Genomic DNA, 12,866 nt, shown 5'->3' with positions numbered 1-12,866 from the left:
CCCGTTCAAGAAAGCTCCTCCATCGAGCTTGCCATCATGATGCGCTCGACCTCTGCGCTCCCGGATATTTCAATTTGCCAACGGTGGGCACGCACGGCAGGCAAGCGAAAGGCATCGCCGGTTAACACGCCCTTTTCCACCACATGCACCGTAACGCCATTGGCCATCACTCGGACCGATAAATGTTCGGGTTCAGGGGACTGAATGCGCGCGCAATTGAGCATCGCCTGCATCGGCGTCCAAAACTCTTTTGAACGCCAGACAAAGGAACGGTGGCCATCTGCGCTTTTCCACGCTGACAGTTCACGGCCTTTCAGGGTCATCAAGACATCCTGTTCAAGGCTGACATAGGCAGCGTCCCAGGTTTCGGTGAGCCGGGTGAAGGACTGGGAGACCGGGTCATAAATAAAGCCGCCGGCGCTGCCCTGCGCGACATACTCGCCTTCCACCGCAACGGCAGAGAGCGAGTCCGGCGCCATGGCCTGCCAGCTGTCTCTGTCTATGATGGCGTCCGTCAGCATACTCGCGCCTTCTGCACCCACCACCACCAACCCGTCCGGGGAGGCATACACCGCCGTGCCTTTGAGCACCACCAACGAGGCCGCGCTCACGCACGATTGCTCGACGTCCAGCTTGTGGCCGGTGATGGCATCCGGGGTCACCCCTTCAAAGAGGTACGGATAGCCCTTCGTGACCACCACCAGTGAGGTGCCTATCGCGGCGATACCGACAATGTCGTGCTCGGTGGTACTGCGATACGAGGAGGGCCATGCATAAGGCAAATAGGCTTCCGAGAACATCACCTCGTTGCCGGCAAACCCCGCACATATCCCGTTCGCCATCTGACACAGTCCCTGCATGTTGGCCGGGGGCGGCGCATAGCCCCAGCTCTCAATCACCGGGCCATTCACGTTTCTGGCACGGTCAGCGTAATGGGAGTGAGAAATGGGCACCTCGGCCACCAACACATAATCACTGCTTTCGGTTGAGGTGGCGGAGCGGTAAAGACGGGTGTGGGTGATGTTATGTCGGTTGTTCAGCGGTTGGGTCAGCTTCACGGTCACGGTGGCGCCGGGGCGTTCAACAAGCACGGACAACGATGGCTCCCCCGGTGCGCTCTCTTCGCCAAATCTTGTCACATAGGTTTGGATATACACCCGGTCTTCATCGTCATACGAGGGTGACTCCCCATCCGGCGGGTCTTCACCGGTACTGCCATCGACGTGTGTCACCACCGGCGGTGAGTCCGGCGCGGGGACGCCAAGGTCATAAGAGGATGAGGGGCCAACGCCTTCCCCGTTAAGCGCCATATCCTGCGCCGTCACCTTGGGACACCCCTCCCCGGTGTAATACACCCGTTGATACGGGTCTTGCGCCACCGGGCTTTCCATTACCCGGATAGCGGGGCTATCCCACATCAGCCATCCTTCCCCGTAGCGGTGAAAACGCCCGGCCGACCTGGGTAAGGTGCCTTGGGGCTCACTCGCTGCCAAAGGCGCTAAAATACCGTTTTCAAAGTGCGTATCAGACGCCAATGACGCGGTCTCATTGGGCACCAGGTGGTCTTTGAGGCGGGGGATTTCTCCCCGCATCAGGGTGATATCGATAAGCATACTGGGTTATTGGGTGTTATCGAACACTTCGGCCACCGACGTGGCGCGGGTTTCAATGTCTGTCAGCACATCATCTAACCCTTTTGACATATACGGCATCTTGACCGTCCCCGCGTCAATCTTATCAAGCAGACGTGTCGCGGCATCATGGAAAGGTTCAGCGGCTAACCGTACCTCCGCCAGGGTTTGAGCCTGATGTAATGCCGCCACCAGTTTTGCGGTTTCCACCAACAAAAGTTGCACCGCATCAGACGTGGTGCCCAGAATAGACTCCGCATCCCCGGCGTGTTGATAAAGGCTCAGACGGAAAGACCGGCGGGCCTCTCCGGCCGCTTGTTTTGCCTTTAACTCGCGGGCTAACGTATTCACTGCCTCCCAATCAAGGGATTGGGCAGGTTCAACGAAATACTCTGTGCCTTTGCAGCCAATCTGCAGTGAATCCGGGTACAGTGACCACAACGCGTGAATGATATGCTCTTGCATGGTGCCCCCTAACATACGGCTTTGAGTAAGGTGCCAAAGTGCTCACCCTTAAGGTCACGCAAACCATTGACGATGAGCGTGCCATCATAGGATTTGTGCCTGAATTTAAAACGAACGTCGTAGTCTTCAGCACTCAACGCGTCAATCAGCACCTCTCTGGAATAAGTGAGAATGCCGTTTGCAGCGCCAGATATCATGGTCCCGTCATAACCCGAATCACCCAATGACACCCAGCCGTCGCCCACATCATAAAGCAGCTCTGTATACCCGCCTCCCCAACTGGCTGATTCGTTTCGCATTGGCACCGCGATAGATATGTCAATAGCGACGCCCCCGCGCATGCGCCACCAATCGGTCACCAGACCGTCAGCCCAGGCGGTACTGTAGCTTCGCGATGCGGTATCTCTCGCCGCATACTTTCTGACACCTAAAGCAGCGAGTTTGGTTTGATAATCCGCCTCGGCCAGGTTCATCTTTTCATTGATGTCTGCAATTTTCGCATGATAGGCATCGGCCGCTGCCTGAAGGGCCGCTATCGCGTTTTCTGCTACCGTCATTGTGTCTCCAACCTTATCAGTCGCTCGTTAACGTCCAGTTGCCGGACAGCCTGCTCTGCGCTCACCTGTATCAAAGACCAGAGCGCCTTCTCATAGTCCGCCAGCACCCCGATTTCACGGCGCGCCTGAAGGGCCTCGTCGCGGAATGTTTTGGTTTCGCTGTTGAGCGTTTGTGTGTCGTTTTTCAGGGTTTGCGTGTCACTGAGGCTTTGGGCGGCGTCATCTCTGGAGGCTTTTGCTGCCCCGGCATGCGTGGCTGACTGGGTCGCCCAGTGTTTGGCGGAAAACGCGCCGGTGACCACCTCGCTATCCACGTCTTTTTCAGCCCAGTCTCTGGCGAGGTCAGCTTGACTCGAAGCCGTTGTCGCACTGGCTTGTGCCGTGTCGTTGAATGACGCCACTTCGGCATGCAGTTGGGTGATATGCCTCGCATCCTCAGACACCTGAAGGGCTTTTCCGGTCACGGCCTTGTGAAGGGTGGAAACCTGTTCTAGGTTTTGTTCGACCACCGAGGAGTGAGCAGTTACCAGCTGTGAGAGCAATATGCCGTCCCTCTGCATTTGCTCCGTCGCTTCTCGGTGGTCTATCACCCTCTGCAGCTCAAGGCCCGTTTGCTCCCTGTCTGAGGCCGTCTGCCTCGCGTCCTCTTGCGTGGCCTGCACTTTCTCATTGACCGTGGTGTGCCATCCCGATATCTCAATATGTTTCGCTGTCACCTCATCGCGCAGCGCGATACTTTGCTGCACGGTTTCAGGAAGCACCGGCTCAGAAAAGCGCAGGAGAGACTCGATATCATGTTCTCCTTGCATCTCTGGCAACACCGTACATGGCCCCAATGGCTCGACATCACTGCGTTGGTTGACCTGGGCATACACCAGATACTCGCCGGCCTTGAGCGCAAATTCGTAGTGGCCGTTTTCATCAGTGACAACACGCGCACCGGCGTACGCAAACACCTCACCGGCAGAGCGTTTGGCCACAAACTCAATCATCGCTTTTCCCAACGCGATGTCGCCCGTGGCGTCAGTCAGACGCCCCTTTACCCTTATCATCGTTGGTTCTCCCTCTGTGCCCGCTCACGCTTATGCCTCTGCTTGACCTCCGCCTCACGGCCAATGGCAGCATTGAACGTGTGATAATGGCTCATCGACTTGGTTTGCTCGCTGGCATGCTGGCCGTCTTTTCCATAGGCACGGTACAGGGCGTAATCCACGACTGCAGGCAGGAAAGCGGGATGCACGGGTAACTCATCGTCTTCTTGACGTGGCATAAACGCCGAGTATGCGTGAGTCACGCTCACTCTGGTGGCTGGGCGCGGATAGAGAGAGTAAGACCGCTCTTCATCCTCTTGCTGTGTCCAGGAAGACGGTTGGCCAACGCGTCCCCGCCACGCCGCGTCGAGCTGATTGAGCTTGACCATCTCCACATAGTTGACGGGTCTGCCTTCGACCTCTTGCACCGACAACACCTTGATGCCGTCAGGGGGAAGCGTGACCTCCCCGGTCTCGGTTTGCACCGTGGCCACCACACGAAACTGCGACGGTAAAGACAGGGCCATTTCCGACAAGCCATCATTGATGTAGGAAAGGAGCGCTTCACGTGACCAGTGGACATAGTCCTTATCCACCAAGTCCACACCGAGTCTGTCAATCACATCCGAGATTTTCATCAGACGAAACTCCGTTTACGGGTCAGCGGGTTCTCCGGGGTGGCGTCGGGGCTCACCTCCAAGCGCCAGCGGCGGGCCTGACATATCGCCTCAACAAACTCCCTCTCGTGGTACCCGGCAAGGGCGACGTCCGACCACGCTTTGTCGGGTTGTAAAAGAAGTCTTTTCGCAGCGCCCGCACAAATGCCCTCTTCCCAGTCATGGAACAGTGAGGCGGGCAAATGTGAAGACCCTGCCCTCGGCTCAACCGCACATGTCACGGTGACATCGTCAAACGCATCCAGAAAATGCACGTCGTCGAGCGAGATGGCGTCATAGTCCTTTCCAACCACCAAACGCTGACCTTTTGAGGTGACCGAGATGATGTCTGCAGACTTGAGCGCGCCCAGGGTGCGGTGGTTTAACGAAGACCGTTCAATCACACTGACAGTCTGGTACCTGAAGACATGCGCAAAGGTACGGGTGCGCCAAATCGCAAGACTGCGGCGGCAAAAAGCCTGAGCGGCCGCAACGACCGCCTCCTCCATGAGGGGCTCTAAAGGGACATTCACCATGGTTCTTAACTTGGGTAAGAACGCGCTAACCGCAACCTCCTGCATCACTCGCCCTTCGTATCCTGTCGCTCTCGAATAGCATCACGAATACGACGGGCAAACTCAGGGGTTTTCTCCTGTGCGCCTTTCGGCTCAACATCCAAACCGTCGAGACTCTCCACAAGGGTTCTTAGTTTAGGCAGTGTCATTTTTGCCAAATCCACGGTCTCTCCATTGGCGGTTACCGTCATGTCGAGCGCTACCCGTCGTTTTTCGGCTTCTTCCGCATCTTTCGCTTCGGCATCCGCTTTCGCCCTTTCCTCGGCTTTTTGCTTTTCGAGTACGTTTTCAAGCTCGTCCTCTTCGACGAACACCTCGTCGAAACGCAATAGTCTCGCCGCCACCTCGTCAGCTACCTCAATCGGCTGATGGCGGGGAAATACCTGTCGGGTACCCGCCACCGTGTCACGCTTAAACGCTTTGGGTCCGATATACACAATGCTTTGCTTGCCCATCATGGATCCTTTTTGTAAGAGGAATAAAAAAGGGCGCTTTCGCGCCCCAACGGTCTCAGTAGCCCTTGACCACATATTCCGGGTTAATTTCCAGCGTCCCCGTGGCTGACGCCCCTTTGATGGTTGCGCTCAGCACTTGCTTACTCTTGGTGTAAACCGTGTCAGTAGGAATGACTTGGTTCTGGGCAGACGCCACATCGACATCCCCTGCCAACAGTGTGTCACCGACTTTGATATCCAGCGTTACGCCCGCACCCAGGCCGTTGGTATTCACACGAAGGCCAATCAGGCTGATACCGACTTCGACCTGTATCATTTCTACTGTGTCCCCGACGGCGGCATCCGCCAGCTCCGCTTTGGTAAACACGGTTGATGTGTTGCCGTGCGCGCCCACATACATGCGGTCATGCATCGAGGGCGCTTTAAAGATTGTTGCCATAGCTCTCTACTCCATTCGAATTCAAAGAAACGGGAAAGCCCCCGCTTTTATCACTGACCCAGGCTCACGGCCGTATCAACGGCAATCACCCCATGGTCATTCAAACGGCCGGTCTTATCCTTAAAGCGGATTTTCTTGATGCCATTCATCCACGCAATCGTCACTTCGTCACGGTTCCCCGAGTCGGTCTTCTCGGTGTGCACGCTAAATTGACTGCCTTGAGACGTTGAGCCCCAGGCATCAGCGATCGCCTGCGCGCCAATCAGCATCGCGCGGTCAATGGTGGTGCCTGCCGTCACTTGCATCACATCCGCGTCCGCGTTGTTTTTGGAGATATCCACCGTTGAGTCCTGATGGAAACGAATTGGCATCCCCATGTACTTGCGCACCAGGATGTTGCCCTTCATCACGCAATCACCCTTGAACACCTGATGGCTGAAATCACTTTTGCGTTTCATCGCCGTCGCCATTAACTGCTGCCAGTCTTTGTAGGAAGACGTTTGCTCAAAGTCATACCACTGGCGGGGGGTGACGTTCAGGATAAAGAAGGGTTCATCACCGGCGAGCTTGTCATCGGCAAACTTAATCGGCTGCAGCGGATGGGCCATTTCATCGAGAAACAGTGATAAGTCAGTGACCACCCCCATGCTAAAGACATCCGCCTGGTCAAGCGCTTCAAATGTCGTGGCATCTCCGCCGAAAAAGTGACGGTCATAGGTCGGTGGCAAGATATCGTTAACCAAAATCCCTTCGAACTCATCGTGGCTCGTCAGGGGAACAATAATGTCGTCTGACATGAAATCCCCGCGGGCGCCTGCCATATGGACTGTCGCCAACTGGTCTTTCAAATCGTTGTAGTAGGTGCCGAGCAGCGTACGTGCTGAGCTTTTGATGTTATGGGTGGTGCGTTGTTGGCTCATCTTACCGCCCGCATCAACCTGGTGACGTCCCTGGTCAATGCGCAGCGAGAACTCGGTGAAATCCAGCGATTCCCCACGTCCCGCGATACGCTCATCGCCCATGGTTGGACGTTTGGAGAGTTTGTGGACGATTTGCATGTCTACCGTGTCACCTTTCGTTTTCTTCAGGTCGGTAACCTGAACAATCGGTGCGCCCGGTGAGGACTGCTTGTTCCCCTTCTTGTCTTTCATCGCGGTTTTGGGGGCCTGCTCCGTCAACATGTTGGTAAAGGAGCGGTTCCTGTTCGCCGCCGTAAAGAGTGCCGCTTCCTGTAAGCGGCGCGCTTGTTCACGTGTAATGGTTGTCATTGCTCATATCCTTCAGACATAAAAAACCCGCCACATCGGGCGGGTTTCAGGCCGTCTACACGGCGCATTAAAGGTCAGATTGAGCGAGAAAGGATTCAAGTTCATCCTCCGGCATGTCCGCCATCAGTGCTTGCATCGTCTCAACGTCTGCATTGAGCAGTTGTTCCGTCTTGGATGCCATGTTTTGGGGGCTTGAACCCACCTCGCTCGGGGAGTTTGGAAGAGACGGTGCCTTGGCCTGTTGCTCCGCGTGGTCCGCATTCTGCCTAATCTGCTGCGTGAAATGCATTTTGGTCAGACGTACGGCTTCGTTAAAGCGTGCGTGCAAAGGCTTGTCTTTCCAGTCTGGATGTTGTTGAAGTTCATCATCGAAGAGGATGGCTTGTTGCCAGTGTTCACCGCCCTTTTGCGACCAGTCTTTCAAGTCAGGGTTCGCGTTGATCGCATCAATGACCGGATTGCTTTTGGGGGCCTCCCCTGTTCCATCAGGCTCAGGTGGCTTTGCGTCTTGCGGAGAGGGCGGGACGTTTTGGCTTTCCAGTCTCTTCACTTTAGCGTCAAGACTTCGGATAGCATTCCCGACATCGGGGTAGTCTTCCGCCATCGCGTCCAGTTGCTCATCGGTCAGCTGCAAATTTTCAGGTAAGTCTTTTAGCTCAACACCCAACTGCTGCAGTTGACGGTCCCGGAACGCAAGTAGCCTTTGGGCGTGTTCCCAATCAGACTGCTTCGCTTCGAGCGTCTTAACCTGCTCCTTTAAGTCAGCATTTTCTTCCCTGGCGCTCTCCAGCACATCAAAAGGAATAATGTGCTGACCATCTTTGGTGGCGACACCAGAAGGGGGTTCGCTCTCTCCTTCCTGCTCAGAAGCTGAATCATCAGCGGGGGCCGAATCCGCGGTAGTATCGACATCAGATGTTTCGCTTTCATCAACAGTGTCAGTCACTGGTTCGTCAGGCTTGGCTTCCGCGATGCCTGGCAGTTCGTCAACCACCTCAGCATCCGCGTACTGCTCAATCATCGTTTCCAGTTCATCAAGGGTTTCATTACCTGTTATTTCGATGGTCACTTCAATGTCTCCTGTGTAGACGTATCGCTGTCTGTGCGGTTAAGGGCTCTCGGAAAAACCCTTAGCGGCAGAGACAAAAAAACCCGCACAAGGCGGGTTAGATGTCGGGTATAAAAAAAGCCCCACCCGGAAGGGCGAGGCTTTGCACAATGGATACAAACTACCCCACTTTTCGGCAAGCTACAACTGTAAAGCCTCGATTTGGGTACTGAGGAATTGTTCGTATTGCTGGCGCATCACGTTGAGCTCCTCGGTGAGCTTTTGCATTTTTGCCAGCGTCTCCCCGGTCTCTGCCTGCTTCTTCGCATTGTCGTATTGCTTGGAATCCGTTTCCGCATTCAGGTGCGCGACTTTGCCTTCCAGCTCTTCGACACGGGCTTTCATCTCCCTGAATGCCAGCTCCTCTTGCATCCGGGCCTTTTCCTGATCGGCCTGATGAGCCTGCTGCTCTTCCGGTGACATGTCTTCCGGGTCTTTCGGGACGTTCATCGCACCGCGGATACGCTCCAGAAACTCGGATTTATTCGGAATATCCATTAACTCTGCCACCAGGTCGAACACGGCCATTTGTGCCTGTGGCGGCAAGTGGGCCGTTGCATTGGACATCCGCTCAGCCATTTGCGCCTTAAAGGCGGACGTTTGTTGAATGGGCGCCAGTGAAATATGTGCCCTTAACCGGGTCACATCGTTATTGAGCAACGCAGCATCTTCTGTCTCTTCATTCAGTATCACGTTGCGTCTTTTGGTCCGGTCTTCCCGGTTAATGGTGATCTTTTTGTTCCGTTCACCTTTCATGTCTTCCAGAATAAACCCCAATAGCAGCTCACCGACGAGTAAGCAGGCCAATCGATAATTATCGTTGAGCTCTGCAAGCGTCGTCGCGCCCTGCTCGACAAGATTGGCAATGGCAACCCCAGAGTCCGCCGCGCCCTCCTGCCCGAGGAATGCCGAGTAAATCCCCATGGTGTCCTGAACCAGCTTCATGCTGTCCTGCATCACCTGAAACTGTTGGGAAGCAACATTGAAGTCCTGGCGTATTTCAATCGCGTCAGAGATGGACTTGCGGTTCTTCCGGTCAGGGTTGAGCTCTACATATCCATCAGGGCGCTCAACCTCTTCCAGCAATCGTTCCCGGCTCATCTTAGTGGCATCTTTGTCAGCAATCACAAGCTTTGCCTGCAGGAGCCAGGTCAGTTTGATACGGCGGAAGTTCACCTCATCCTGCGCCGGAATAGCGCGCGAAGAGAGGCCATAAGGCTCACCGCTTTTGTCTTTGCGATAACCATAGAAAGGCACGATGGGATACATGCCGCGGGGCGCCTGACAAGGGCGCTGCTCCAGACGGTAGGGACCGGCGAACCAGGTTTCTGTGATATGACTGGTCTGCCCCGTTTTGAGTTTCACCCGCCCCATCGCCACGGCGGTCGCATGACGCAGGTTGTGCTTGTCGTACTCAACCACCCGTCCATCCCCCAGACACATGACCGTGACGGCGTTGTAGTGCCGGCGATACACGATTTGTAGCTTGATGCGTTTTCGGTTGTTACTGAGGTACTCCGAGTGGTCACGGCTCCAGCTCTGGTATTCTTCCCAGGCATTCACCAGGTTGCTTTCTGCGCCATCCACGATGGTGGTGTCCACAAAACCTTCCCAGTGATTCACAGCATGACGAAGGATATCTGCCTTCTCTGGCATGGACTGAATGAGGGTGTCGATGTCTACCCAGCGACTGCGCATCACCCAGTGACAATCTGACCAATCCGGCTCTTTGGAAAACCAGTCCCAATGCACCTCATCACGGGCGATGTTCAGTATTTTGTATTTGGGGCCAAAGGGGTCGGTGTTTCTGAATACCTCCACAAAGCCAACACCACAGATGACCTGCCCTTTGTATGCTTCGGCTCTGGCCCGATCTAACCGTCCCAGCCGGCATAAATCAGCAAACTCTTCGTTTATCGCCTGCGCCAGCTCTTCAATGTCCTCGTCGTAATCGTCGGCGGTCACCATCAGGTCAGTACGGGTCTTGGCTTCCATCCCGAGCACGCCATCAATAGCCGGGGCGATGAGGTTATGCATGGTTTCCGGCTGGCCGCGCTCCCGGAGTATCTCAATCACGTTGGGAGACAGTTGGTCACCGTCGTAATACGCACACGCTTTATTGGCGTTCGAGCGCCATGGAGGCTGGCCATCAATGTCAGAAAGCAAGGCTATCAGTTCATCGGTCTCGGTTGTGTTTTCCTTCAAGTTAATTGTCATTATCTGGCCTGCCATGCTTTGGTTCGGGGTAACTGGGCATTCAGGTCTTTCACCACACGTGAAGGCATTCTCGCACGCATCTCCTGAGCAATCATGTAGCTCATACACTGGTCATCGAAACACCCTTCCTGCGCGCCCATGCTGCCCTTTTTGTCGTAAACGTAGGTATGCATTTCAGACACGGTGCCAATCCAGTTGATACCTGATTGTCCGTTCCTGAGCAGGGTCTTCATCCCCTCGGTGAGCAGCGGCTTGGATTGTTTGGTCGTCAGCCAGCCAAGCTTGACCTTCTCCTCTTCATCATCGCGGTCGATGTAGCGCTCTTCGTAAATGCGGGAGATGGGATAGAGGTCTTTGAGTTTGAGGATGAACGCATGACCATGGTTGTTCCGCTCTGGCCCGATATAGGCAAGGTTATAGAGACGGCCGATATGCGCCGCAAGGTGAGAGAACAACTCGACATCGAGGTAACCCACCCAATGGCAGACCTGCTCACCCGTGCTTTTCTTAACAACATCGAGACTGCTGCGGTCTCCGTGTTCTAACCCTTCTGCAATATCGACACCCATTGCGTAGTCGTCGTCCTCATCAGGGATCTCCCACACTAAGAGCATGTTGAGAAGACTGCGTTGTCCCTGCTCATCCATCGTTTCAGGCTTATTGGCTTTTGTCCGTTTCCCTGTGATGGGTTCAACGTCATAGACAATGAGCGGTTTGCTGCATTGTCCTTCTGCCTTCATCGTTGGGTTGGCATCAAAGACACGGCGCCCGGAGGTGAGGAAAGCTTCAATGGGCGAGGACGGAAACTCCTGTTTCATTTCCTCGCCCTGCTCAGCCTCTTTGAGCACATACCATTGACGCTGCTCATCTGATATGACGCAGCCCATTACCTCTTCCACTGCCTCGAAGTATTCGCGTTGTACCTTGCTCATGACCACACCGCCTTTAGGTACCGGCGCGGTGTATTTCCCGTCTTCCCACCAGGCAAAGAAGTGAAAGGCCCAGTCTAGCTTGGTGAGTGGCATATCGGCTTTCTTAGCCTCCATAGCTTTAACACACATTGCATGAAAGTCGCCCCCCACACCTTCTGCGGTGCTTTCGATGAAGGCAACACACCCTTCATGAATGGCGTTCAAGGTACCGGTGCGTAATTCCTTGGCCTTTTGCGGGTACTTGGCGCAAATCTTCCCATGCTCGGAGATGTGGAGACGGTGAACCGTGCCTGAGCGGAAGGAGGTCGCCACCTGAATACTCGAACCATGTTCGAAGATGATGCTTCCGCCGTTTTTTCCTGATGTCCGGGATTTGATGTTGAACCGGCTTCTTAGCCAGTCAGGTAAGTTATCAAAGGGAATTTCTATCTTGGTCCTGAATATCTCTCCGGCCTTATCCAGCTCCTGCGCCACAATCCCGCATTTCAAATTCTTGTTGAACAGTGCTTCATCGAGAATGTAGATATCAATCGCGGTCGAGAAACCCAGCTGACGCGCCTTCAATATGATGTTGAGCCAATGCATCATGGTAAACAGCATGCGCTGCGCCGGGCGTAACCGGAACGTGACTAACTGGCCCTGCTCATTCTCCACTTTGTAGAGGTTGTCCATTCGCCACCACTTATCTGACAAGTGACGCTCAATCTGTGCGATGTCCCCTGCCATCATCGGCGCATCAGTCCACCGGAGCCCATGTTTTGGATATCCTCTAGCATCTGACTGACTGGCGTATCATCGACCGCGCCTTCATTGCGCAGCTTGTCCACTTCTGCGCGTATCTTATCGAGCTTCACGATATCGATACCGAGTGTGCTCATGGTTCGGGTCAGTGACTCGATGCGGCCGGTCAACACATCCAGTTGCGCGTTAACACGGGTAAAGGACTCGTAGAGGGAAATCCGGTCTTCCACGGTTTCAGCCTGCGCCATGTCTTCATGAATCTTGCCGAGGTACTCAATCCCACTTTGTAGCCTCGCTCGGGTAAGCTGCAATTCATCCTCCAACGTGGCCGTATCTGCCGCATCAAACATATGCTGCTTCTCTGAGGGAAAGTACTTTGCATAAAGGCCACTTTTGCGCGCGCGCTGGTTTCCCGCGGTCGCCGGATTGCTCGGACTCGGATTACCTGGGTTACCTACTGACAGAGAATTACAGGGAGCAAACCGTCCTTTTTCATCCCGCTCACCCGATGCCGATTTGTGTTTACCGTCATCAGAAGTGATGGGGGACATGTGGGATTTTTGGGTTAAAGATTTTTTTTCTGCGCTTACCTTTTGCGCAGTCAATTTTTGCGCACTCTGCGCACTTTTCGATTGCGCACTGTCAGACTGCGCAAGTTTGCGCACTTTGATATAACGACGCGCCGTGGCGTAATTCAGCCCTTTCGCTTCACACCATTCTTTCGCACCGGTGCCGTACTTCGCATGGTCATGCTGAAACTGTGCTTGTAGCTTTTTCCAATCCTGTGCCAT

Annotated in this window: 13 protein-coding genes; all 13 read right to left on the bottom strand. The window is 54.6% G+C overall.

Annotated elements, in window-relative coordinates; genetic code table 11:
• Nucleotides 1–5: 5 nt before the first annotated feature.
• Nucleotides 6–1,613 (bottom strand): hypothetical protein, encoded by a 1,608-nt coding sequence (locus GMA8713_RS05525; RefSeq protein ID WP_062706640.1) that lies wholly within the window; start codon nucleotides 1,611–1,613, stop codon nucleotides 6–8.
• Nucleotides 1,614–1,619: 6 nt separating this feature from the next.
• Nucleotides 1,620–2,096: a hypothetical protein gene (locus GMA8713_RS05520; protein ID WP_062706638.1), complete on the bottom strand. Its 477-nt coding sequence runs from the start codon at nucleotides 2,094–2,096 to the stop codon at nucleotides 1,620–1,622.
• Between the two features lie 8 nt (nucleotides 2,097–2,104).
• Entirely contained in the window at nucleotides 2,105–2,653 is a 549-nt protein-coding gene (locus GMA8713_RS05515; RefSeq protein ID WP_062706636.1) for a hypothetical protein, read from the bottom strand.
• Entirely contained in the window at nucleotides 2,650–3,705 is a 1,056-nt protein-coding gene (locus GMA8713_RS05510; RefSeq protein WP_062706634.1) for a phage tail family protein, read from the bottom strand. Before GMA8713_RS05510 ends, GMA8713_RS05515 begins: the two co-directional genes overlap by 4 nt.
• A complete protein-coding gene (locus GMA8713_RS05505) occupies nucleotides 3,702–4,322 on the bottom strand; it encodes a phage adaptor protein (RefSeq protein ID WP_062706632.1) in 621 nt (206 codons plus the stop codon). Before GMA8713_RS05505 ends, GMA8713_RS05510 begins: the two co-directional genes overlap by 4 nt.
• A complete protein-coding gene (locus tag GMA8713_RS05500) occupies nucleotides 4,322–4,849 on the bottom strand; it encodes a hypothetical protein (RefSeq protein WP_232314367.1) in 528 nt (175 codons plus the stop codon). The genes GMA8713_RS05505 and GMA8713_RS05500 overlap by 1 nt, the downstream gene beginning before the upstream one ends.
• Before the next feature lie 71 nt (nucleotides 4,850–4,920).
• Nucleotides 4,921–5,370, bottom strand: a complete 450-nt coding sequence (locus GMA8713_RS05495; protein WP_062706628.1) for a hypothetical protein — start codon at nucleotides 5,368–5,370, stop codon at nucleotides 4,921–4,923.
• Nucleotides 5,371–5,425: 55 nt separating this feature from the next.
• Nucleotides 5,426–5,809, bottom strand: coding sequence for a hypothetical protein (locus GMA8713_RS05490; protein WP_062706626.1), 384 nt, complete (start codon nucleotides 5,807–5,809; stop codon nucleotides 5,426–5,428).
• A gap of 50 nt (nucleotides 5,810–5,859) precedes the next feature.
• Nucleotides 5,860–7,077 carry a N4-gp56 family major capsid protein gene (locus GMA8713_RS05485; protein WP_062706624.1) on the bottom strand — a complete coding sequence of 406 codons (1,218 nt, stop codon included), beginning with the start codon at nucleotides 7,075–7,077 and terminating at the stop codon, nucleotides 5,860–5,862.
• Nucleotides 7,078–7,144: 67 nt separating this feature from the next.
• The gene (locus tag GMA8713_RS05480) at nucleotides 7,145–8,146 is read right to left on the bottom strand and encodes a hypothetical protein (protein WP_062706622.1); all 1,002 of its coding nucleotides are present in this window, start codon (nucleotides 8,144–8,146) and stop codon (nucleotides 7,145–7,147) included.
• A gap of 180 nt (nucleotides 8,147–8,326) precedes the next feature.
• Nucleotides 8,327–10,402 carry a portal protein gene (locus tag GMA8713_RS05475; RefSeq protein WP_062706620.1) on the bottom strand — a complete coding sequence of 692 codons (2,076 nt, stop codon included), beginning with the start codon at nucleotides 10,400–10,402 and terminating at the stop codon, nucleotides 8,327–8,329.
• The gene (locus GMA8713_RS05470) at nucleotides 10,402–12,063 is read right to left on the bottom strand and encodes a terminase large subunit (protein WP_062706618.1); all 1,662 of its coding nucleotides are present in this window, start codon (nucleotides 12,061–12,063) and stop codon (nucleotides 10,402–10,404) included. The genes GMA8713_RS05475 and GMA8713_RS05470 overlap by 1 nt, the downstream gene beginning before the upstream one ends.
• Nucleotides 12,060–12,866, bottom strand: coding sequence for a DUF4349 domain-containing protein (locus tag GMA8713_RS05465; RefSeq protein WP_062706616.1), 807 nt, complete (start codon nucleotides 12,864–12,866; stop codon nucleotides 12,060–12,062). The genes GMA8713_RS05470 and GMA8713_RS05465 overlap by 4 nt, the downstream gene beginning before the upstream one ends.

Origin of the sequence: Grimontia marina (genome assembly GCF_900060185.1) — a bacterium.
Lineage (GTDB): Bacteria > Pseudomonadota > Gammaproteobacteria > Enterobacterales > Vibrionaceae > Enterovibrio > Enterovibrio marinus.
The sequence above is the reverse complement of the archived record's forward strand: the minus strand, read 5'-3'. Positions and strand labels throughout refer to the sequence as shown.